Below are 20,832 nucleotides of genomic sequence, written 5' to 3'. Positions count from 1 at the left end.
CTCCGCGCGGATAGCATCATCTGCCATGGATCGGATCGATCGCGCAATTCTCGATCAGCTCGTCGCGGACGGCCGGATCTCCAACGCGGAACTCGCCCAGCGGGTCGGGCTGTCCCCGTCGCCGTGCCTGCGGCGGGTCCGGGCCCTGGAGGACGCCGGTGTCGTCACCGGGTACCACGCGGCGGTGAACCAGGCGGCGCTCGGTCGCGGCCTCCGCCTGCTGATCCACGTCGACATGGCCGATCAGCGACGCGACACCGTCGAGGCCTTCGAGGCGGCCGTGGGGGAGGTGGACGAGATCGTGGGCTGCCGGCGCATGTTCGGGAACCCGGACTACCTGCTCGACGTCGCGATCAGCGGGTTCGAGGCCTACGAGCAGCTCTACATGGAACGCCTGACCGCGCTGCCCGGCGTCGCGACGACCACGTCGCAGATCATCATGAAGGTGGTCAAGCGGTCCCCGGGGCACTCCCCGCTCGGCTGAGCGCGCGCCGCCGGTGCGGGCATCCGCCCACACCACCGACGGGCGCCCGGGGCCGATGCGGATCGCCCCGGGCGGTCTCAGCCCGACCGTGCCCCGACGATGCTCAGGGCGAACTCGGTGTACTCCCGCGCGACCTGGTCGGGCGTGATCGGGCCGTCGTCGGTGTACCAGCGGGCGATGCTGACGCACATCTCGCGGATGGCGAACGAGGCGAGCGCGGGGGAGTCGACCGAGAACTGCCCGGTCGCCATCCCGTCGGCGATGATCGAACGGAGCGCGTGCTCGTGCTCGCGGCGCAGGTCCTGCATGGCCGAGCGCGCGGGCTCGTCGAGGCTCGAGGTGTCCCGGTTGACCACGATCGCCTCCCGGCGGTGCGTCGCGTGCCGGCGGGAGTACGCCAGGACGGCGTGGTGCAGCCGGTCCAGCGGATCGTCCCGTCCCTCGGTGGCGCGCCGGAAGTCGTCGAGCACGCCGCGGACGGTGTCCCCGACGATCGTCTCCAGGAGCTCGTGCTTGGACCGCATGTGGTTGTAGAGGCTCGGGGTGCGGACCTCGAGGACCTCGGCGATCTGGCTCAGTGCGGTGCCGTGGTAGCCGCGCTCGGCGAACAGGGTCAGCGCCGCGTCGACGACGGCCGCGTTGCTCGCGCTCTCCCGCGCGGCCGTCACGGGCGGTACCTCACGACCCGCAGTGCGAACTCCGCGTACTCGTCGGCGACCTGCTCGGCGGTCCGGGGGCCGTCCTCCCGGAACCAGCGGGCGATGCTGACGCTCATCTCCAGGATCGCGAAGGACGCCAGTCCGGCGTTGCCGACCGAGAACGACCCGTCCTCGACGCCGCGGGAGATGACGGCGCGGACCGCGGTCTCGTGGTCGCGGCGCCGCCGGCGCATCCGGCTCAGCGCCGGTTCGGGCAGGCTCGTGGTGTCCCGGTTGACCACGAGGGCCTCGCGACGGTGGGTGGCGTGGCGGCGGGCGTAGACGCGGACCGCGGCGCGCAGCTGGTCGGCGGGGGTGTCGAGACCGCGCACGGCCTCGTCGAACTCGGAGTGCACGTCGTCGAGGGTGCGTCCCACGAGGGTCTCCAGCAGTTCCTGTTTGGACGACATGTGGTTGTACAGGCTCGGCGTGCGTACCCCGAGCGCGGCGGCGACCTGGCTGACGGCGGTGCCGTGGTAGCCGCGCTCGGCGAACAGGGTCAGCGCCGCGTCGAGGACGGACTCGGTGGTGACCGCCGTCCGCTCGGTCCGCGGCCCGTTGCGACGCACATCGGCCGGCGCCATGTCCACCACCTCGGATCTGTCGGATGCCGCCGGTCGGCCGGGGTCCCGCCGTTCATGCTAACGCCGGCTAGTTTCGCGGGCCCGCGCGCTCCATCCACGTCGTCGGGACGTGTGGCCACTCCGGCGGGATCGTGCCCGGCGGTGCAGGGGATTGCCCGCCCGCAGCAGGGAGTCTACGGTGACGTCCACAGACTTATGAGCGTTAGCTAGTCGAGCTGTCGGTCGTCATCTCGACGGGCCTCGTGTCCGTCGGCAGGGGCGGGCTCCCGGACCGGCCCCGGTGCCGGAGGGACCCGCGCCCTGCGGCGCGGCCCCTGCGCGCCCGCTGCCCGGGACACGACCGGGAAGGAAGGAGTGCGTCGATGCTGCGAACCGAGTACATCGCCACCGTGGCGGAGCTGATGGCGGTCCACGAGGCGGCCCGGCCCGAGCGGGTCGCCTTCGCCGACGACGACCGCACGGTCACCTACGGCGCACTGGCCCGCACGACCGCCCGGCTGGCCGGTCATCTCCAGCAGCTCGGGATCGAACCCGGCGACCGCGTCCTGCTCCACCTCGACAACCGGGTCGAGGTCGCGGAGTCCTACCTCGCGGTCCCGCGCACCGGCGCCGTCGCCGTCTGCGCGAACCCGCAGGCCGCCCCCGCGGAGGTCGCGCACATCCTGTCCGACAGCGGTGCACGGATCGTCGTCACCGACCCGGAACACCTGCCGGTCGTCCGCCAGCTGGCCGCCGGGGCGGACCTCCTCGCGGTGATCGTGGTCGGCGGGGTGCCCGCTGCCGGCGAGCTCGCCTACGCGGACCTCGTGGGTGCCGACGCCGCGCAGCCGCCCCGGGACTGCCTGGGACTCGACGACGTCGCCTGGATGCTCTACACCTCGGGCACCACCGGCCGGCCCAAGGGCGTGTACCTCACCCAGCGCGGATGCTTCTGGGTGGTCGCCGCCTGCTGGGCGCCGATCGCCGGCCTCGGCCCCGACGACGTGGTGCTGAGCGCGCTGCCGCTGTTCCACTCCTACGCACTCGTGCTGTGCGTGCTCGGGGTGTTCGCCGTCGGTGCGAGCGAGCGGATCCTGCCGCGTTTCTCGGTGTCCGACGTCGCCGCCCGGTTCTCCGGGGGACCGGAGGGTGACGTGACCGTGTTCCCGGGCGTCCCGACGATGTTCCACTACCTGCTCGACCGGGTCGGCGACCGGGGGATCGACGCCCCGGCGCTGCGGCTCTGCGTGTCCGCCGGCGCGATCCTTCAGGCCTCGGTCACCGAGCGGTTCGAGGCCGCGTTCGGGGTCCCGCTGCTCGACGGCTACGGGATCACCGAGACCTCGACCATGGTCACGATGAACTGGCCGACCGGCAGTCGCGTCATGGGGTCGTGCGGCCTGCCGCTGCCGGGGCTGACCGTCCGGCTCGTCGACCCGGCCACGGCCGCGGACGTCGGGCCGGAGGAGGAGGGCGAGCTGTGGGTCCGGGGGCCGAACGTCACCCCCGGCTACCACGGTCTTCCGGAGGCGACCGCCGCCGTGCTCGTCGACGGCTGGTACCGCACCGGTGACCTGGGCCGGCGCGACGCCCACGGCTACCTGAGGATCAGCGGCCGGACCAAGGAGCTGATCATCCGGGGCGGGGAGAACATCTACCCGGCCGAGGTGGAGGAGGCGCTGGCGGCCGCCGCGGGGGTGCGCGACGTCGCGGTCGTCGGGATGGAGCACCGGCATCTCGGCGAGGTGCCGGTCGCGTTCGTGGTCCCCGCCGGCCCGGGGCCGCTCGACCACGCGTCGGTGCTGGCCTCCGCGCGTGCACGGCTCTCGGCGTTCAAGGTGCCCGACCGGCTGATCGAGTGCAGCACCATCCCGCGCACCGGATCGGGCAAGATCCTGCGCTTCCAGCTCCGGCAGCAGCTCGGCGGCTGAGTCCGTCGCGGTGACCCGGGCCGGGTTGGCCCGGGGCCGATCATGTCCTACAGTGACTAAAGAGCGTTAGTTAGTAAGGAGCGAGCAGGATGGACCTGACGCACACGTTCACCGTCTCCGAGCCCGTGGACCGGGCCTGGGCGGTGATCACGGATCTCGAACGGGTCGCCCCGTGCCTGCCCGGCGCGACCATGCTGGGTCGCGACGGCGAGGCCTACCGCGGCGCGGTCGCGGTGAAGGTCGGCCCGGTGACCGCCCGCTACGAGGGGGTCGCCCGGTTCACCGAGCGCGACGACGCGGCGCGCCACGCCGTCATCCGGGCCGAGGGGCGCGACGTCGGCGGTCAGGGCAACGCCGCCGCGACCATCGACATCCGGCTGCGCGAGCAGGGCTCCGGCACCGAGGTCGCCGTCGTGACCGACCTCGACCTCGCCGGGCGGGTCGCCCAGTTCGGCCGGGGCGTGATCTCCGACGTCAGCAGCAAGCTGGTCGGGCAGTTCGCCCGCCGGCTCGAGGCGGAGATGGCCGGCGGCCCCGCCGGCGTCGCCCCCGGCGGCGCGCCGCCGGCTGGCACCCGGCCGGGCGCGCCGGCACCGCATCCGCAGGAGTCCGAACTGCTCGACCTCCTCGCCACCGGTGGCGGCGTCGTCGGGGCGGTCGTCGGGTCGCTGGCCCGGCGGCACGCGCTTCCCCTCGGCACCGCCCTGCTCGGGCTCGTGCTCGGCGTGCTCGTCGGGCGCGCCCGGCGGCGCCCGGGCCCGCCACACCACGCCGGGCAGGCGGGAGCGCCGGTCCTCCAGCTCGTCCTGCCCGGCACCCACATCCGTTTCCCGGAGGAGAGCCGATGACCGACATCGCCCAGCAGGACGTCCTGCGCGAGCCCCACCTCTACATCGGCGGGCAGTGGACCGCCGGCCGCGGAGCCGATCTCGAGGTCGAGAACCCCGCCACCGAGCAGACCACCGGCGTGGTCACCCAGGCCGGCGCCGAGGACGTCGGGTCGGCGGTCGCCGCCGCGCGCGAGGCGTTCGACGGATGGGCCACGACGCCGGTGGGGGAGCGGGCCGCGGTGCTGCGCCGGGCCCGGGACATCCTCGCCGACCGGGCCGACGAGCTCGCGACGATCATCAACCGGGAACAGGGCTCGCCGCCGAAGGTGGCCCGCGCCCTGCACGTCGACGTCCCGATCGCCGTCGTCGACGCCACCCTCGACGCGCTGGAGAGGTTCCCGTTCCGCAGCGAGCTCGGGAACTCGATCGTGCTGCGCGAACCGGTCGGCGTCGTCGGCGCGATCACGCCGTGGAACCTGCCCCTGCACCAGGTCGTGGTGAAGGTCGTCCCCGCGCTGGCCGCCGGTGCGACCGTGGTGCTCAAGCCGGCCGGGCTCACCCCGCTGGCCGCCTTCGCCCTCGCCAGGGCCTTCGACGACGCCGGCCTCCCACCAGGCGTGTTCAACCTGGTCCCGGGCAGCGGCCGGGTCGTCGGCGACCTCCTGGCCCGCCACCCGCACGTCGACCAGGTGTCGTTCACCGGATCGACCCCGGTCGGCCGGACGATCGCCGCGGCCGCCGCGGAGACCGTCAAGCGCGTCACCCTGGAGCTCGGTGGGAAGTCCGCCTCGGTCGTCCTGGCCGATGCGACCGACGACCAGCTCGCGACGGCGGTGAAGGTGACCGTCGCCAACTGCTTCCTCAACGGGGGCCAGACCTGCACGGCGCTGTCGCGTCTCGTCGTGCCCCGGGAGCGGCTCGCCGAGGTGGAGGAGCTCGCCGCCGCGGCCGCCGCGAAGTACACCCCGGGCGGACGCCTCGGCCCACTGATCTCCGCCGGGCAGCGCAAGGAGGTCGAGTCGTTCCTCGTCCCCGGTGCGGGCGGCGACCGGGCGGTCACGGTGACCGGGGACGTCGACCTGCCGGACCGCGGGCACTGGGTCGTCCCGACCGTCGTCTCCCGGGTCGATCCGGACTCGCGCCTCGCGCAGGAGGAGGTCTTCGGCCCGGTCCTGTCGATCCTCGCCGCGGAGTCCGACGACGACGCCGTCCGGATCGCCAACCACAGCATCTACGGCCTCGGCGGCGCGGTGTGGGGCGGCGACGACACCGCACTCGCCGTCGCCGGGCGGCTGCGCACCGGCCAGGTCGACGTCAACGGCGGTGGGTTCAACCCCGCAGCGCCGTTCGGCGGCTACAAGCAGTCCGGCGTCGGACGGGAGATCGGTGAGCACGGCATCGCCGACGTGTGCGAGACCAAGGCGGTGCAGCGATGAGCGCCCGGACCACCGCGCCGGACCGGTCCGAGGCCGGGTTCCCGCACCGGACGCGGGCCGCGGTGCTGCGCGAGGTCGGTACGCCGATGGCCGTCGAGACCATCCGGCTCCGTGCGGTCGGCAGCGGCGACGTCCGGGTCCGCATCGACCGGACCGGCGTCTGCCACTCCGACCTGTCCCTGGCCAATGGCACGCTCGGCCAGCCGTTGCCCGCCGTCCTCGGGCACGAGGCCTGCGGCACCGTGGTGGAGACCGGCTCCGCGGTGACCGACCTGGCGCCGGGGCAGCGGGTCATCCTGCTGTGGATCACCCCCTGCCGGGAGTGCTTCGCCTGCACCCACGGGCAGCCCCACCTGTGCGAGAGCGGCTCGTCGCGGGCGGGGGAGCCCTACGCGCTCACCGAGGACGGCCTGCCGGTCCATCCGGGCCTGACCGTCGGCTCGTTCGCCGAGCAGACCGTCCTGCCCCGCGCCGCCGTCGTACCGGTGCCGGACGACATCGACACCGTCGACGCCGCGCTCCTCGGGTGCGCGGTGACCACCGGCGTCGGCGCGGTCACCCACACCGCTCGCGTCGAGCAGGGGGCGTCGGTCCTGGTCATCGGGCTCGGCGGGGTCGGGCTGTCGGTGCTGCAGGGCGCGCGGCTCGCCGGCGCCGGGACGGTGGTCGCGGTGGACCGCAACCCGGACAAGGCCGAGCTCGCCTCCGCCGCCGGGGCGACCCACTTCGTGGCCGCGGACGAGGGGACAAAGAAGGCGGTCCGGTCGCTGACCGGGGGCCGCGGCGCCGACCACGCCTTCGACTGCGTGGGCTCGTCGCGCACGATCCGGGACATGTGGTCGCTCACCCGCCGGGGCGGGACCGCCACGGTCGTCGGGATCGGCGCGAAGGACGACCTGGTCTCGTTCTCCGCCCTGGAGCTGTTCCACTTCGCCCGCACCCTGCGCGGCTGCGTCGCCGGTTCGGTCGACGCGGCGACCCAGATGCCCACGTTCTTCGAGTGGGTCCGCACCGGGCGGATCGACCTGCGCGGTCTGGTCACCGGTCACGGCCCGCTCGAGTCGGTCGGCGACGCCCTCGACGAGCTCGCGGCCGGCCGCGGGGTCCGCACCCTGCTCTCCCCGGGCGGTGACGGCACATGAGGATCGGCACGATCCAGGTCCTCCCGGTCCTCGACGGCACCGGGCGGGAACCGGCCGCCGAGGTACTGACCCGGCCCGGCGTCCCGGACGCGTGGGCCTGTCACGGCGACCAGCTCGACGAGCACGGCATCCTGCACCTCGACCTCGGCGGGTTCCTGGTCCGCACCGGCGACCGGACGGTCCTGGTCGACGCCGGCGTCGGCACCATCGACAACGGCCGGTATGCCGGCGGCCGGTTCCTCGACTCGCTGCACGGCCACGGCGTCGCCCCCGAGGACGTCACCGACGTCGTGTTCACCCACCTGCACTTCGACCACGTGGGCTGGGCGACGCGCAAGGGCGCGGTCGTCTTCCCGAACGCGACCTACCGGGTCCACGAGGCGGACTGGGCACACTTCGTCGACTCCCCGGACGCCGATCCGGGTGCCGTCCGCAAGCTCACGCCGCTGACCGAGCGGCTCGAGACCTTCGACGCCGACACCGTGCTCGCCCCCGGCCTCAGCACGCGGCACACCCCCGGCCACACCCCCGGCTCCACCGTGTTCGTGGTGGCCGACGGCGACGAGCGCGCGTTGCTGCTCGGCGACGTCGTGCACTCGGTGGTCGAACTGCACGAGCGCGACTGGGAGGCGGTCTTCGACGTCGACCCGGTCGCCGCCCGGGCGGTCCGCAACGCCGTCGCCGACGAGGTCGCGGACTCCACCGACGTCGTCGTCGGCGCCCACTTCCCGGGTCTGCGGTTCGGCCGGGTCGTCACCGCCTTCGGCAACCGCACCTTCCAGCAGATCGTCTAGGAGCACCTCATGGATCTTCAGCTCACCGGGACGAACGTCCTGATCAGCGGCGCCGGCCAGGGGCTGGGTCGCGCCCTCGGCCTCGGGTTCGCCGCGGAGGGCGCCAACGTCGCCTTCCACTACCACTCCTCCGCCGAGGGGGCCGAGAAGTCCGCGGCCGAGGCCGCCGAGCTCGGCGTCCGCTCCATCGCCGTGGGCGGGGACCTGCGCGACGCCGGCGCGGTCGCCGCCATCGTGGCGCGCACCGAGGACGAGCTCGGCCCGATCGGCGTGCTGGTCAACAACTCCGCCGTGACGAAGAAGCAGCGCTTCCTGGAGTCGACGCCGCAGGACTGGGCGCCGCAGGTCGACGTGACCGTCACCGGCACCCTGCAGCTCACGCACGCGGTGGCCACCCGGATGGCCGAGCGCGAGGCCGGGTCGATCGTGAACCTGATGGGCGACTCCGGGCGGGTGGGCGAGTCGGGGCTGCTGGTGACCGCCACCGCACGCTCCACGACCGTCGGCCTGACCCGCTCGCTGGCCAAGGAGCTGGCCCGGTACGGGATCCGCGCGAACGCGGTGTCGCTGGCCCTGGTGCGCACCGACAACTTCGACGCCCACGCCGGCACCCCGGAGGCGGACACGATGAAGAAGATCCTCTCCGCCTACCCGCTGCGCCGGTTCGGCCACCCGGACGACATCACCCCCATGGTGCTGCTGCTCGCCTCACCGCTGTCGTCCTGGACGACCGGGCAGGTCGTGTCGGTCAACGGCGGCTATGCGATGCCCTGACCGGCCGGATCCGGCACGCTGCAGCGAGGAGGACCGATGAGTGAGGACACCGTGGTCGACGAGGACCGCGCGGGCGTCGACGCCCCCGCCCCGGCCGGGACGGGCTCCCTGGGCCGCAACGTGCGGCGCAAGGAGGACCACCGGCTGATCACCGGGCGGGGCCGGTTCGTGACCGACGTCGAGCTGCCGCGGATGCGGCACGTGGCGTTCCTGCGCAGCCCCTACGGCCACGCCCGGATCACCGGCACCGACACCGCGGCCGCCCGCGAGGCCGGGTTCGGGGTCTTCACCGGCGCCGACTTCGCCGACGTCGAGCTGCGCGCGCAGTCCGCGCTGCCCTCCTACGTCGAGACCGCCCAGCCGGTACTGGCCCACGAGACGGTCCGGTTCGCCGGCGAGGCGGTGGCGGCCGTCGTCGCCCGGGACCGGTACCGGGCCGAGGACGGCCTGGAGCTGGTCACGGTGGACTACGAGCCGCTGGCCCCGACGGTCTGTGCCTGGGCGGCACCGTCGGCACCCGTGCACGCCGAGGCACCGGACAACGTCCTGCTCGAGCGGCGGTTCGACGCCGGCGACGTCGACGGCGTCCTGGCCTCCGCCGCGCTCGTCGTCGAGCGGGAGCTGATCACCAACCGCCATGCCGGCAACCCGATGGAGTGCCGTGCCGGCGTCGCCGTCTGGGACCCGGGGGACGGCAAGCTGACCTTCTGGAACGGCACCCAGGTCCCGCACATCGCCCGCAACCTGATCGCGGAGCTGATGGGCCTGCCCGAGAGCAAGGTCCGGGTGATCGCCCCCGACGTCGGCGGCGGGTTCGGCGTGAAGGCGGTGATCTACCCGGAGGACCTCGCGCTGTGCCTGATGGCGCGGGAGATGCCGGGAATCCCGCTCAAGTGGGTCGAGGACCGGGCCGAGCACCTGCTCGCCGCGACCCACGCCCGCGACCACCGGTATGTGATGAGGGCCGGATTCGACGCCCGCGGCACGCTGCTGGCCGTCGACGCGGACGTGACCTGCAACGTCGGCGCCTACTCCGTGTACCCGTGGACGGCCGGCATCGAGCCCCTGATGGCCGGCGGGCTGCTCAGCGGGCCGTACAAGCTGGACCACTACCGGTGCACCGTCCGTGGTGTCGCGACGAACACGGCGCCCTCGGGGCCCTACCGGGGCGTCGCGCGCCCGGCGAGCGTGTTCGCGATGGAGACCATGTTCGACGCGGCGGCGGCGCAGCTGGACATCGACGCGATCGAGATCCGCCGCCGCAACCTGATCACCCCGGACGACGTCCCCTACCGGATGCCGTCCCGGCTCGTCGACGACTCCGGCCACTACGGCGAGTGCCTCGACACGGCCCTCGAAGCCCTGGACTACGACGCCGTCCGCGCCGAGCAGCGCCGTCGCCGGGAGAACGGCGGGTCCCCGATCGGGATCGGGGTCGCCGTCTACAACGAGCTCACCGGGCTGGGCCGGGCCGCCAGCGCCGGTCCCCGGATGCCGTTCCGGACCGGCCACGACGCCTGCACCGTGCGGGTCGACCCGGACGGCCGGGTCACCGTCCTGTCCGGGGTGACCTCACAGGGCCAGGGGCTCGAGACCACGGTCGCCCAGATCGTCGCCGACGCCGTCGGCGTCCGGTACGAGGACGTCGAGGTCCGCATCGGCGATACCGACGAGTCGCTGTGGGGCTTCGGTGCGTTCTCCTCCCGCCAGGCGGTGATCGGTGGGGGAGCCGCGCACAACACCGGCACGGCGGTGCGGCAGAAGATCATCACGCTCGCCGCCGCACTGATCGAGGCCGCCGAGGGGGACCTGCGGGTCGCCGACGGCGAGATCTACGTCGTCGGGGAGCCGAAGCCGCAGATCACCGTCGCCGAGGTCGCCCGGGTCGCCTACCTGGAGTCGAACCGCCTCCCGGACGGGATCGCCCCCGGCCTCGACGCCACGACCTTCTACGACCCGATCCGCGGCGCGTTCGCGGCCGGAGCGCAGGTCGCCGCGATCGAGGTCGACCGGACCACCGGTGAGCTGCGGATCCTGTCCTACGTCTGCGTCGAGGACGCCGGGCGCGCCCTGCACCCGCAGATCGTCGACGGGCAGATCGCCGGCTCGATCGCCCAGGGCCTCGGGGGCGCGCTCTACGAGCACCTCGTCTACGACGACGACGGAAACCTCTCGACCGGGACGCTGCTGGACTACCTCATGCCCACCAGCGCCGAGATCCCCGACATGGTCATCGGCCACGTCTCGCGGCCCGCCGCGAACCCGCTCGGGGTCCGGGGGGTGGGCGAGGGCGGAACGCTCGGCCCGAACGCGGTCCTCGCCGGGGCGCTGCGCGATGCGCTGGGGATCGAGGTCGACGAGCTGCCGGTCAGCCCGGCGCGGGTCTGGAAGGCGCTTGCCGGTGTTCCGAGGGAGGTGGGCACATGAAGTGCGCCCCGTTCGACTACGTCCGCGCGAGCAGCGTCGAGGAGACCGTGAAGGTCCTCGGTGAGGCCGACGGCGACGGCAAGATCCTCGCCGGGGGGCAGAGCCTGGTCCCGGTGCTCGCGCTCCGGATGGCCCGTCCCGCGGTGCTGGTCGACGTCAACCGGATCCCGGGTCTGTCGTCGATCCGCCGGATCGACGACACCGTCGAGGTCGGCGCCACCGTGCGGCACAGCAGGCTCGTCGAGCAGACCGAGCACCCGCTCCTCGCCGAGGCCGCCCGCTGGATCGGGCACACCGCGATCCGGTCCCGCGGAACGACCGGCGGCAGCATCGCCCACGCCGACCCGGCGGCCGAGCTGCCCGTCGTCGCGGTCGCGACCGGCGCGGCGGTGACCGTGACCGGGCCGCGGGGCTCGCGCGAGATCGACGCCGAGGCGCTGTTCGTGAGTGCCCTCACCACGTCCGTCGAGGAGGACGAGATGATCACCGCGATCCGGTTCCCACGGCCGGACCGGTGGGGCTTCGCCGAGTTCGCCCGCAGGCACGGCGACTTCGCCCTGGTGACCGCCGTCGTCACCGAGGTGCGTGGCCGGCCCCGGATCACGTTCGGTGGCGTCGGGCCGGTCCCGCACCGCGCCGCCGCCGCCGAGCAGGCACTCGCCGACGGGCGGCCCGCGGCCGAGGTCGCGCACATCGCGGCCGAGGAGATCGAGCCGACCGCGGACCTGCACGGCTCGGTCGAGTTCCGCCGCGCGATCGCGGCCGAGATGACCCGCCGCGCGCTCGCGCAGTTCGATTCCGTCCGGGAGCAGAACCGATGAAGATCAGCTTCAGTGTCAACGGCGAGCGGGCCGAGCTCGACGTGGAACCCCGCCGCACCCTCGCCGACGCCCTCCGCGAGGACTGCGGCCTGACCGGGACCCACCTCGGCTGCGAGCACGGCGTCTGCGGTGCGTGCACGGTCCTGGTCGACGGGGAGCCGGTGCGGGCGTGCCTGGTGTTCGCCGTCCAGGTCGACGGAGGCTCGGTCAGCACCGTCGAGGGTCTGCAGGGCCCGGACGGCCGGTTGCACCCGGTGCAGGAGGCCTTCGTGGCCTGCCACGGCCTGCAGTGCGGGTTCTGCACCCCGGGAATGCTCATGTCGGCCTGCCACCTGATCGACACGAGTCCGGATGCCGATCGGGAGGCCATCCGGGCCGAGATGTCGGGCAACATCTGCCGGTGCACGGGCTACCAGGGCATCGTCGACGCCGTCGAGCGTGCCCGCGACGAGATGACGGGCTCGCCCGGTCGCGGTCGGGATGCGGTGCCGCCGTGGGAGGTCACGTACCCCGAGGAGTAGCCGGCAGCGGCGGTCGCCCCCGCTCCGCGTTCGGCGGCCCGCGGACCGATCGGGACCGTCAGTACGCGATGAAGAGGATCTCGTCGCGGCTGTACTCGTGGCCGGGGTGGAACTCGGCGAGATGTTCCTGGGTCAGGCGGACCAGGTCGTCCTCGTCGGTACCGGTGATCCGGGCCCCGCAGGGGCAGGTCAGGTTTCGCTTCATGGTCGTCCCATCGTGACGTGACATCGGTCCACCGCGGATGCCGGCGGACGCCCGATCCCGGTCCGGGCGCCTCGCCCGGGGGAGCGGACGCCGGTTCCGCCGGGTGTCCACGGTGCACCCTGCTCAGCTGTCGGCGCCACCGGGCGCCGGGGAGAGCCGCGCGTAGCGCGACCGGTGGTCGTCGGCGGTGCCGAACTCGCGTTCGACGACGGTCAGCCGGGTGAAGTGATGGCCGATGGCGAGCTCCTGGGTCATCCCCATCCCACCGTGGAGCTGGACCGCGTTCTGACCGACGAAGCGTGCCGCCCGGGCGACGGTGACCTTCGCCGCGGACACCGCGCGGGCGCGCTCGGCGGGCGGTGCTTCCAGGCGCAGCGTGGCGAGGTAGGTCGCCGACACCGCCTGTTCGAGCTCGAGGTACATGTCGACCATGCGGTGCTGCAGGGCCTGGAACGAGCCGATCGGCTGACCGAACTGGCGGCGTTCCTTGGTGTAGGCGACGGTGTCGGCCAGCACCGTCCGCAGGGAGCCGACGGCCTCCGCGCAGACGGCCGCGACCGCCTCGTCCAGCGCGGGGGACAGCACGGTCCAGCCCTGTCCCTCGTCGCCGAGCAGCGCATCGGGCGGGAGCCGGACGCCGTCGAGCTCGAGGTCGGCCGCGTGCCGGTCGTCGATCGTGCGGTAGGGGTGCACGCGCATCCCGGCCGGCGGCGCGGCCGCGTCGAACGGTACGGCGAACAGGGAGATGCCGTCCTCGTCGCGACGGTCCCCGGCGGTGCGGGCGCTCAGCAGCAGGTGCGTGGCGTGCGGTGCGCCGACGACGACGGCCTTGGCCCCGTCCAGCACCCAGTCCCCGCCGTCGCGGCGGGCGGTCGTCGTGACGTCGTGCGCGGTGTGGCCCGATCCCGGTTCGAGCAGGGCGGGCGCGATCCGGGCCCCGCCCGAGGCGAGGGCCGTGAGGAGCGGAGCGGCGTCCACCCGCCGGAGCACGCCGCCGCCGAGCACCACGCTCTCCACGTAGGGCTCCAGGACCCGGGCCCGGCCCAGCTCCTCGGCGATGACCATCGTCTCGACCGGGCCGCCGCCGGAGCCGCCCACGCTCTCGGGCAGCGCCGCGCCGAGGATGCCCAGCTCGTCGGCGAAGGCCCGCCACAGCTCGGGCCGGTGACCGGCGTCGGAGCCGAGGGCCGTGCGGCTGGTCGCGATGTCGTGCCGGTCGGCGAGGAAGCCGGCGAGCGCGTCGCGCAGCAGTGTCTGCTCCGCGGTGAGGGTGAAGTCCATCAGAGTCCCAGAGCTGCCTTCGCGATGATGTTCCGCTGGATCTCGTTGCTGCCGGCGTAGATGGAGCCGGCCCGGTCGTTCAGGTAGCGCAGCGGCGCGACCGCCTGCCAGGCCTCGCCCCCGACGTAGCCGTCGGCCGGTGGTGCGAACTCGGAGACCGCGCCGCCCGGGCTGGTCGCGTGCGGCTGGTAGGCCCGGCCCCGTGGCCCGGCCGCCTCGAGCAGCAGCTCGGTGAGGGTCTGGCTCAGCTCCGTCGCCAGGATCTTCAGCATCGACGACGCCGTGCCCGGGTTGCCGCCCGCGGCCACGGTCGACAGCACTCTGAACTCCAGGACCTCGAGCACGTCGATCCGGATGCGGGCGTCCGCCAGCCTGTCGGCGAACACCGGCGAGTCGATCAGCGGTCGCCCGTCGGCACCGGGCTGGGTGCTCGCCGCGCGGACCATCTGCTCGGCCATGACCTGCAGGCCGGGCGCGGCGGCCACCCCGCCGCGCTCGAACTCGAGCAGGTACTTCGCCACCGTCCAGCCGTCGTCGATGCGGCCGATCACGTTGGTCTTGGGCACCCGGACCCGGTCGAAGAACTCCTGGTTCTGCACGACCTCCCCCGAGGTCATGACGAGCGGGCGGACCTCGATGCCCGGCGAGGTCATGTCGATCAGGAGGAAGGTGATGCCCTGCTGCTTTCTGCCAGTACGGCTGGTCCGCACCAGGCAGAACATCCAGTTGGCCTCGTGCGCGTGCGTGGTCCAGATCTTGCTCCCGCTGCACACGAGGTGGTCGCCGTCGTCCTCGGCCGTCATCGACAACGAGGCCAGGTCGGAGCCCGACTCGGGCTCGGAGTAGCCCTGGCAGAAGAAGATCTCGCCGCTGAGGATCCGCGGCAGGAAGTATGCCTTCTGCTCCGGGGTCCCGAACTCGACGAGCACGTGGGCCACCTGGGAGATCCCCATCGGTGACAGGGGCGGCGCCCCGGCGAGCACGGACTCGCGGGTGAACAGGTAGTGCTGGGCGACCGACCAGTCGCAGCCGCCGTGCTCGACCGGCCACGCCGGGGCGGCCCAGCCGCGTTCGTGCAGGATCGCCTGCCACCTCATGCTCGCATCGTGATCGGCGTACACGCTGGTCATCAGGCTGCCGGCGCGCCGCAGGTCCGGTGTGAGCCGCTCGTCGAGGAACGCCCGGACCTCGTCCCGGAACGCCAGATCCTCCTCCGACCACCGAAGATCCATGTCTGTGCCACTCCCGCCGCCGTGCCGTCGGCCGGAAGCTAACACGTGTGGACAACGCTCACCTAATGCCAATAGGCTGCGGCTCGTTCGCGGTGACGGGGCCGTGGTCGAACCGGACCCCGGCCGTCCCCCCCGGCATGAGGGAGCACTTCCATGGGCAGGCTCGACGGCAAGGTCGTGTTCATCACCGGAGCGGCACGGGGGCAGGGACGGTCCCACGCCGTCCGGTTCGCGGAGGAGGGGGCCGCGGTCGTCGCGGTCGACATCTGCGAGCAGATCCCGACCGTCTTCTACCCGATGGCCACCAAGGACGACCTCGACGAGACCGTCTCGCTCGTCGAGGCCGTGGGTGGCCGGATCGTCGCCCGCGTCGCCGACGTCCGTGACCGCGCGGCACTCCAGGACGCCCACGACGCGGGTGTGCAGGAGTTCGGCCACATCGACACCGTCCTGCCGAACGCCGGGATCATGCCGGTGATCAACGAGGGCGAGCAGCGTCAGGCCTGGTTCGACGGGATCGACACCCTGCTCACCGGGGTCTGGCACACCATGGAGGTCTGCCTGCCGGGGATGGTCGAGCGGGGCCGCGGCGGTTCGGTCCAGATCACCAGCTCCGCGGCCGGGCTCTCCGCGATCGGGCTGAGCACGGTCCCCGGGCAGGCCGCCTACTCGGCCGCGAAGCACGGCGTCGTCGGGCTGATGCGGCTCTACGCGTCCCAGCTGGCGAAGCACTCGATCCGGGTGAACACGGTGCACCCCACCGGCGTGAACACCCCGATGGTCGTCAACGAGCCCTACGGCGCGTTCACGGAGGCGTTCCCCGAGATCGCGGGCAGCCCGAACTACCAGAACCCCATGCCGGTCCCCCTCGTCGAGCCGGTCGACATCAGCAATGCGCTGGTCTACCTGGCCTCGGACGAGGGCCGGTACGTGACCGGGGTGACCTTCCCGGTCGACGCCGGCTACCTGAACCGCTGAAGGGACACATGCTCATGGACGTGCGGAACGAACTGCTGATCGACGGGGAATGGCGGAAGCCGGCGTCGCCGGTGCGGATCCCCGTCATCTCGCCCTCCACCGACGAGGTCATCGGTGAGGCGCCCGATGCGAACGCCGACGACGTCGACGCGGCCGTGCGGGCCGCCCGCCGCTCGTTCGACGAGGGCGTGTGGCGGCACCTCCCGATGGCCGACCGGGTCGACGTGCTCGCACGCGCGATCGACCTCATCGAGCCGAGGCTGGACGAGATCGGGCGACTGGTCACCGCGGAAATGGGGCTGCCGAGCACCTTCGCCGCCATGCAGATCCCCGGCGCCCTCGGCGTCGGCAGGTTCTTCCTGGACGTCGCGCGCGGCAGCAGCCTGACCGAGCTCCGCACGACGATGCACGGACCGGCCGCCGTCATCAAGGAGCCGGTCGGCGTCGTCGCCTCGATCGCGCCGTGGAACGGCCCGTTCAACATGGCCGTCTCCAAGCTCTGGCCCGCCCTGGTCAGCGGCTGCAGCGTCGTCTACAAGCCCGCTCCGGAGACCCCGCTCGACGGGTTCTTCATCGCCGAGGCGCTGACCGAGGCCGGGGTCCCGGCCGGGGTCTTCAACTACATCACCGGGGACCGCGACGCGGGCCGCGCCCTCGTCGCACACCCGGGTGTGGACAAGGTCAGCTTCACCGGGTCGACGGCGGCCGGGCGCCAGATCGGCAGGGAGTGCGGTGGCAGCTTCAAGCGGCTGCAGCTCGAGCTCGGCGGCAAGTCCGCCGCGATCGTGCTCGACGACGCCGACCTCACCACCACGATGACCGGGCTCGCCACGGGGTCGTTCTTCAACACCGGCCAGGTCTGTGCCGCCTACAGCCGGGTCCTGGTCCCGGGCAACCGCTACGACGAGGTCGTCGGCGCCCTGGTCGCGACCGCCGAGTCGTTCGTGGTCGGTGACCCGTTCGACCCCGCCACCACGATGGGCCCACTGGTGTCGAAGCGGCAGCAGGAACGGGTGCTGGGCTACATCGAGACCGGCCGGGCCGAGGGGGCCACCGTGGCCACCGGCGGTGGCGTGCCGGCCGGCATGGACACGGGGGCCTACATCCAGCCCACCGTCTTCACCGGGGTCGAGAACGGGATGCGGATCGCCCAGGAGGAGATCTTCGGGCCGGTCGCGTCGGTCATCCGGTACGACACGCTCGACGAGGCGATCGCGATCGCGAACGACTCGGAGTACGGCCTGCACGGCGCCGTCTTCACCGCGGACCCGGAGCGGGCCGCGCACGTCGCGCGCCGGGTCCGGACGGGCACGTTCAGCGTCAACTCCTTCACCTACAACACCGAGGCGCCGTTCGGCGGGATGAAGTGCTCGGGGGTCGGTCGCGACACCGGTCCGGAGGCCATCGACTCCTACTACGAGCTGAAGGCCGTGAACCTCACCGAGGAGACGGCGCCGCTCTTCTCCTGACCCACCCGTCCACCACGACTCCTGGAGAACGATCGTGAGCGGTACCGTCGTCGATGCCCTGACCTGGTGGGCCCGCACCGTCCCGCACCATCCCGTCATCGACTTCGACGGCGACGTCGTCACCTACGCCGAGCTGGACTCGTGGTCGGACGGGGTCGCGACCGGGCTGCGCGAGCGCGGGATCGGGCGCGGTGACCGCGTCGGGATCGTGGGGGCGAACAGCCTCGAGTGGTGCGTGGCCGCCGTCGCCGCCTGGAAGACCGGTGCGGTGGCCTGCGGCTTCAACCAGCGGTTCCGGGCCGGTGAGCTGGCTGCACTCGTCTCCCTGTGCGAGCCGGCCGCGGTGTTCGGTGCCACCGAGCAGCTCGACGTGCTGCACGAGGTGCGCGACTCGGGCGCGGAGTTCACCGTGCTCGACCTCGGGGAGGTCGTCGGTGCGGCGCGTGGCGTCGCCCATCCGCCGGTGGGGGCCTTCGACGCCGACCCGGACGACCCCACGGCCATCGTGTTCACCAGCGGGACGACCGGCACCCCCAAGGGGGTGGTGTTCACCCACCGCACGATCGCCGGGGTCGTGCACGAGTGGTCGCTCGGCGAGCCGGTGGCACCGAACGACCTGCGCGTGCTGCTCGTCCTGCCGATGTTCACCGCGGCGGGGGTGATCTGGGGGCTCGCGCGCAGCGTCGTGCAGGGCGGCACGATGCACCTGCAGCCGCGGTTCGACCCGCCCCGGGCGCTGGAGGTCCTGCGCGACGCCCGGATCACCACCTTCACCGGCCCGCCGATCCTGTTCGAACAGGTGGCCGGGGTCGCCGGTTTCGCCGACACCCGCCTGGACCACCTCACGACGGCCTGGGTCGGTGGTGCGCGGGTCCCGGTCCCGCTGCTGGAGCGGTGGCGTCCCCGGGGTGTGGCGCTGCGCCAGATCTACGGTCAGACCGAGATCGGCGGAACGGCCACGGCCATGTCCGCCGAGGGGGCCGCACGGCACCCGGACCGGTGCGGCTGGGGCGGCCCCCTCACCCGGGTACGGGTCGTGGACCTGGAGGGGCGGGACTGCGCACCCGGTGAGGTCGGCGAGATCCTCCTGCGCGGTCCCGGGATGTTCCCCGGCTACTGGCGCAACGAGGAGGCGACCGAGCAGGCCCTGCGGGGCGGCTGGCTGCACACCGGAGACCTCGGCACGCTCGACGAGCAGGGGCTGCTCGCCTACGTGGACCGGATCGGCGAGATGATCAACTCCGGCGGCCTGAAGATCTCCCCGGCGGAGCTCGAGACGGTCATCGCCCAGGTGCCGGGGGTCGGGGAGGTCGCGGTCGTGCCCGTGCCCGACGCGAAGTTCGGCGAGACGCCGGCGGCGGTCGTGTGCGCCGACGGCGAGCTCGACCCGGCCGGTCTGGTGGCGTTCTGCAACGAGCGGCTGGCCGACTACAAGGTGCCCCGGTACGTGATCGCGCACGACGGCCCGTTGCCGCGCATGGCCAGCGGCAAGATCGCCAAGCGGGACCTGCGGGCGGCCTACGCCGACGCGCCCGCGCGGTTTCCCCGGGTGCGCTGAACGACCCGTGTCGCGACAGGTGTCGAGTCGTTACAGATGACGTAATCTGTCTCATCGATACCAAGCTGGGTGCCGCGGGCAGCCGGCCGAGGACACGGACTCGAAGGAGAGCCATGAGCGCGACGACCGAGCGGGACCCCCGGTCCACCGCCCACGCGGGTGCCGAGCGCGAGGTGCGGTGCCCGGCCGACGGCCGGGTCGTCGGCACCGTCTCGTGGCAGGGCGCCGACGACGTCGTCGCCGTGGCCCGGGACCTGCGTGCGGCGCAGCCCGCGTGGGAGGCACTCGGGCCGCGGGAGCGCAGCCGGCACCTGTGGCGCTGGCTGGACTGGCTGCTCGACAACGAGCGGCGGGTGATCGGCCTCGTCCAGGCCGAGACCGGCAAGTCGTGGTCCGACAGCGCGGTCGAGATGCAGGTGGCCGTCGACGTCATCAACTACTTCACCGGCAACGCGGAGAGGTTCCTGGCCGACCGCAGGGTCGCCCCGGCGGGTCTCCCCAACAAGGTCCGCCGGCTGCGGGTCCGCCACCGCCCCTACCAGCTCGTCGGGCTCATCACGCCGTGGAACGGCCCGCTCGCCGGGCCCATGATGGACGTGGTGGGCGCCCTGGTCGCCGGCGCCGCGGTGCTGAGCAAGCCCTCCGAGGTCACCCCGCTCACCTGGGCCGCCGCGGTCGAGGGGTGGAACGAGATCGGCGGGCCCCCGGTCCTGGCGTGCGTCATCGGCGACGGCACCGTGGGAGCCGCGGTCGTCGAGCAGGTGGACATGGTCATGTTCACCGGGTCCGTGGCCACCGGGCGGCGGATCGCGGCCCGGGCGGGCGAGCGGCTCATCCCGTGCAGCCTGGAGCTGGGCGGGAAGGACCCGATGATCGTGCTCGCCGACGCCGACCTCGAACGTGCCGCGGGCGGTGCGGTGTGGGGCGCGATGATGAACGGTGGCCAGGCCTGCATCTCGGTCGAGCGGGTCTACGTCGAGGCTCCTGTCCACGACGAGTTCGTCGCGAAGGTCGTCGAGAAGGTCCGCGCGATCCGCCAGGGCATGGACGCCCCCGGGGCCTTCGCCACCGAGATCGGCTCGATGGTGACCCCCGCCCAGCTGGAGGTCGTCGAGCGGCACGTCGCCGACGCCGTCGCCAAGGGCGCGCGGGTGCTCGTCGGTGGGCGGCGCGGAGCGGGGGAGGGCAGCTACTTCGAACCGACCGTGCTGGTCGACGTGGACCACTCGATGGACTGCATGCGCGAGGAGACCTTCGGCCCGACCCTGCCGATCATGAAGGTCGCCGACGAGCACGAGGCGCTGCGGATGGCCAACGACTCCGACTTCGGGCTGTCGTCCAGCCTGTGGACCCGGGACCGGCGCCGGGCGGACCGGCTCTCCCGGCTCATCGAGGCCGGGTCGGTCTCGATCAACAACGCACTCGTCGCCGTGTTCCAGATGCCGGTCCCGATGGGCGGCTGGAAGCAGTCCGGGCTCGGCACCCGCTTCGGCGGCGCCGAGGGCGTCCTGAAGTACTGCCGGCGCCAGTCGGTCGTCTCGGAACGCATCGAGCTCACGGCCGAGCTCAACTGGTTCCCGGTCGTGCCGGCCCGTTCGGAGCTGATGGGCAGGATCGTGCGGTTCCTCGGGGCCCACGACTGGAAGCGCCGCCTGGGGCGGTGAACCCGTGCTGCCGGGTGGTCGCGC

The 20,832-nt window shown here is 73.1% G+C and carries 19 protein-coding genes; 14 read left to right on the top strand and 5 right to left on the bottom strand.

Translation table 11 applies throughout. The annotated features are described in order from the left end of the window. Nucleotides 1–25 precede the first annotated feature (25 nt). Nucleotides 26–484 (top strand): Lrp/AsnC family transcriptional regulator, encoded by a 459-nt coding sequence (locus KPL60_RS08120; RefSeq protein WP_226365425.1) that lies wholly within the window; start codon nt 26–28, stop codon nt 482–484. 77 nt (nt 485–561) lie between these two features. Here KPL60_RS08120 and KPL60_RS08115 read toward each other — a convergent pair whose 3' ends face one another. Both KPL60_RS08115 and KPL60_RS08105 read right to left on the bottom strand, forming a co-directional pair. Then, nucleotides 562–1,152 carry a TetR/AcrR family transcriptional regulator gene (locus KPL60_RS08115; protein ID WP_308016697.1) on the bottom strand — a complete coding sequence of 197 codons (591 nt, stop codon included), beginning with the start codon at nt 1,150–1,152 and terminating at the stop codon, nt 562–564. Further along, on the bottom strand, nt 1,149–1,766 hold the full coding sequence (locus tag KPL60_RS08105) for a TetR/AcrR family transcriptional regulator (RefSeq protein ID WP_226365424.1): 618 nt from the start codon (nt 1,764–1,766) through the stop codon (nt 1,149–1,151). Before KPL60_RS08105 ends, KPL60_RS08115 begins: the two co-directional genes overlap by 4 nt. 362 nt (nt 1,767–2,128) lie before the next feature. Here KPL60_RS08105 and KPL60_RS08100 point away from each other — a divergent pair, with 362 nt between their 5' ends. From KPL60_RS08100 to KPL60_RS08060, 9 genes are all read left to right on the top strand, one after another. Beyond that, nucleotides 2,129–3,676 (top strand): class I adenylate-forming enzyme family protein, encoded by a 1,548-nt coding sequence (locus tag KPL60_RS08100; RefSeq protein WP_226365423.1) that lies wholly within the window; start codon nt 2,129–2,131, stop codon nt 3,674–3,676. Nucleotides 3,677–3,765: 89 nt separating this feature from the next. After that, nucleotides 3,766–4,524: an SRPBCC family protein gene (locus KPL60_RS08095; protein WP_226365422.1), complete on the top strand. Its 759-nt coding sequence runs from the start codon at nt 3,766–3,768 to the stop codon at nt 4,522–4,524. After that, the gene (locus KPL60_RS08090; protein ID WP_226365421.1) at nt 4,521–5,942 is read left to right on the top strand and encodes an aldehyde dehydrogenase family protein; all 1,422 of its coding nucleotides are present in this window, start codon (nt 4,521–4,523) and stop codon (nt 5,940–5,942) included. Before KPL60_RS08095 ends, KPL60_RS08090 begins: the two co-directional genes overlap by 4 nt. Then, nucleotides 5,939–7,084 (top strand): Zn-dependent alcohol dehydrogenase, encoded by a 1,146-nt coding sequence (locus KPL60_RS08085; RefSeq protein WP_226365420.1) that lies wholly within the window; start codon nt 5,939–5,941, stop codon nt 7,082–7,084. Before KPL60_RS08090 ends, KPL60_RS08085 begins: the two co-directional genes overlap by 4 nt. After that, nucleotides 7,081–7,878 carry an MBL fold metallo-hydrolase gene (locus tag KPL60_RS08080; protein WP_226365419.1) on the top strand — a complete coding sequence of 266 codons (798 nt, stop codon included), beginning with the start codon at nt 7,081–7,083 and terminating at the stop codon, nt 7,876–7,878. Before KPL60_RS08085 ends, KPL60_RS08080 begins: the two co-directional genes overlap by 4 nt. Before the next feature lie 9 nt (nt 7,879–7,887). Beyond that, the gene (locus tag KPL60_RS08075) at nt 7,888–8,652 is read left to right on the top strand and encodes an SDR family NAD(P)-dependent oxidoreductase (RefSeq protein ID WP_226365418.1); all 765 of its coding nucleotides are present in this window, start codon (nt 7,888–7,890) and stop codon (nt 8,650–8,652) included. Nucleotides 8,653–8,688: 36 nt separating this feature from the next. Beyond that, a complete protein-coding gene (locus KPL60_RS08070; RefSeq protein ID WP_226365417.1) occupies nt 8,689–11,079 on the top strand; it encodes a xanthine dehydrogenase family protein molybdopterin-binding subunit in 2,391 nt (796 codons plus the stop codon). Beyond that, the gene (locus tag KPL60_RS08065; RefSeq protein ID WP_226365416.1) at nt 11,076–11,900 is read left to right on the top strand and encodes a xanthine dehydrogenase family protein subunit M; all 825 of its coding nucleotides are present in this window, start codon (nt 11,076–11,078) and stop codon (nt 11,898–11,900) included. Before KPL60_RS08070 ends, KPL60_RS08065 begins: the two co-directional genes overlap by 4 nt. Continuing rightward, the gene (locus KPL60_RS08060) at nt 11,897–12,421 is read left to right on the top strand and encodes a (2Fe-2S)-binding protein (RefSeq protein WP_226365415.1); all 525 of its coding nucleotides are present in this window, start codon (nt 11,897–11,899) and stop codon (nt 12,419–12,421) included. Before KPL60_RS08065 ends, KPL60_RS08060 begins: the two co-directional genes overlap by 4 nt. Nucleotides 12,422–12,479: 58 nt before the next feature. Here KPL60_RS08060 and KPL60_RS08055 read toward each other — a convergent pair whose 3' ends face one another. The 3 genes from KPL60_RS08055 to KPL60_RS08045 all read right to left on the bottom strand — a co-directional run bounded on the left by KPL60_RS08055 (nt 12,480) and on the right by KPL60_RS08045 (nt 15,139). Next, complete coding sequence (locus tag KPL60_RS08055; protein ID WP_226349873.1) at nt 12,480–12,626, bottom strand: DUF1059 domain-containing protein; 147 nt, start codon at nt 12,624–12,626, stop codon at nt 12,480–12,482. 123 nt (nt 12,627–12,749) lie between these two features. Further along, the gene (locus tag KPL60_RS08050; protein WP_226365414.1) at nt 12,750–13,907 is read right to left on the bottom strand and encodes an acyl-CoA dehydrogenase family protein; all 1,158 of its coding nucleotides are present in this window, start codon (nt 13,905–13,907) and stop codon (nt 12,750–12,752) included. Beyond that, nucleotides 13,907–15,139, bottom strand: coding sequence for an acyl-CoA dehydrogenase family protein (locus KPL60_RS08045; protein WP_226365413.1), 1,233 nt, complete (start codon nt 15,137–15,139; stop codon nt 13,907–13,909). Before KPL60_RS08045 ends, KPL60_RS08050 begins: the two co-directional genes overlap by 1 nt. A gap of 153 nt (nt 15,140–15,292) precedes the next feature. On the opposite strand from KPL60_RS08045, the gene KPL60_RS08040 reads away from it, so the two are divergent. From KPL60_RS08040 to KPL60_RS08025, 4 genes are all read left to right on the top strand, one after another. After that, nucleotides 15,293–16,117: a mycofactocin-coupled SDR family oxidoreductase gene (locus KPL60_RS08040; RefSeq protein ID WP_226349870.1), complete on the top strand. Its 825-nt coding sequence runs from the start codon at nt 15,293–15,295 to the stop codon at nt 16,115–16,117. Nucleotides 16,118–16,131: 14 nt separating this feature from the next. Further along, complete coding sequence (locus tag KPL60_RS08035; protein ID WP_226349869.1) at nt 16,132–17,586, top strand: aldehyde dehydrogenase; 1,455 nt, start codon at nt 16,132–16,134, stop codon at nt 17,584–17,586. A 34-nt stretch (nt 17,587–17,620) separates the two neighbouring features. Further along, on the top strand, nt 17,621–19,144 hold the full coding sequence (locus KPL60_RS08030) for a class I adenylate-forming enzyme family protein (RefSeq protein WP_226349868.1): 1,524 nt from the start codon (nt 17,621–17,623) through the stop codon (nt 19,142–19,144). A 113-nt stretch (nt 19,145–19,257) separates the two neighbouring features. Next, complete coding sequence (locus KPL60_RS08025; protein WP_226365412.1) at nt 19,258–20,808, top strand: aldehyde dehydrogenase family protein; 1,551 nt, start codon at nt 19,258–19,260, stop codon at nt 20,806–20,808. Nucleotides 20,809–20,832 lie beyond the last annotated feature (24 nt).

This window comes from Pseudonocardia sp. ICBG162 (genome assembly GCF_020496225.1).
GTDB classification, from domain to species: domain Bacteria; phylum Actinomycetota; class Actinomycetes; order Mycobacteriales; family Pseudonocardiaceae; genus Pseudonocardia; species Pseudonocardia alni.
This window is presented reverse-complemented; position numbering and strand designations above follow the sequence as displayed.

What these genes read in the sequence shown, in the direction of transcription:
- KPL60_RS08120 (WP_226365425.1), top strand. Translation starts at nt 26, where the DNA reads ATGGATCGGATCGATCGCGCAATTCTCGATCAGCTCGTCGCGGACGGC.
- KPL60_RS08105 (WP_226365424.1), bottom strand. Translation starts at nt 1,766, where the DNA reads ATGGCGCCGGCCGATGTGCGTCGCAACGGGCCGCGGACCGAGCGGACG.
- KPL60_RS08100 (WP_226365423.1), top strand. Translation starts at nt 2,129, where the DNA reads ATGCTGCGAACCGAGTACATCGCCACCGTGGCGGAGCTGATGGCGGTC.
- KPL60_RS08095 (WP_226365422.1), top strand. Translation starts at nt 3,766, where the DNA reads ATGGACCTGACGCACACGTTCACCGTCTCCGAGCCCGTGGACCGGGCC.
- KPL60_RS08090 (WP_226365421.1), top strand. Translation starts at nt 4,521, where the DNA reads ATGACCGACATCGCCCAGCAGGACGTCCTGCGCGAGCCCCACCTCTAC.
- KPL60_RS08085 (WP_226365420.1), top strand. Translation starts at nt 5,939, where the DNA reads ATGAGCGCCCGGACCACCGCGCCGGACCGGTCCGAGGCCGGGTTCCCG.
- KPL60_RS08080 (WP_226365419.1), top strand. Translation starts at nt 7,081, where the DNA reads ATGAGGATCGGCACGATCCAGGTCCTCCCGGTCCTCGACGGCACCGGG.
- KPL60_RS08075 (WP_226365418.1), top strand. Translation starts at nt 7,888, where the DNA reads ATGGATCTTCAGCTCACCGGGACGAACGTCCTGATCAGCGGCGCCGGC.
- KPL60_RS08070 (WP_226365417.1), top strand. Translation starts at nt 8,689, where the DNA reads ATGAGTGAGGACACCGTGGTCGACGAGGACCGCGCGGGCGTCGACGCC.
- KPL60_RS08065 (WP_226365416.1), top strand. Translation starts at nt 11,076, where the DNA reads ATGAAGTGCGCCCCGTTCGACTACGTCCGCGCGAGCAGCGTCGAGGAG.
- KPL60_RS08060 (WP_226365415.1), top strand. Translation starts at nt 11,897, where the DNA reads ATGAAGATCAGCTTCAGTGTCAACGGCGAGCGGGCCGAGCTCGACGTG.
- KPL60_RS08055 (WP_226349873.1), bottom strand. Translation starts at nt 12,626, where the DNA reads ATGAAGCGAAACCTGACCTGCCCCTGCGGGGCCCGGATCACCGGTACC.
- KPL60_RS08050 (WP_226365414.1), bottom strand. Translation starts at nt 13,907, where the DNA reads ATGGACTTCACCCTCACCGCGGAGCAGACACTGCTGCGCGACGCGCTC.
- KPL60_RS08045 (WP_226365413.1), bottom strand. Translation starts at nt 15,139, where the DNA reads ATGGATCTTCGGTGGTCGGAGGAGGATCTGGCGTTCCGGGACGAGGTC.
- KPL60_RS08040 (WP_226349870.1), top strand. Translation starts at nt 15,293, where the DNA reads ATGGGCAGGCTCGACGGCAAGGTCGTGTTCATCACCGGAGCGGCACGG.
- KPL60_RS08035 (WP_226349869.1), top strand. Translation starts at nt 16,132, where the DNA reads ATGGACGTGCGGAACGAACTGCTGATCGACGGGGAATGGCGGAAGCCG.
- KPL60_RS08025 (WP_226365412.1), top strand. Translation starts at nt 19,258, where the DNA reads ATGAGCGCGACGACCGAGCGGGACCCCCGGTCCACCGCCCACGCGGGT.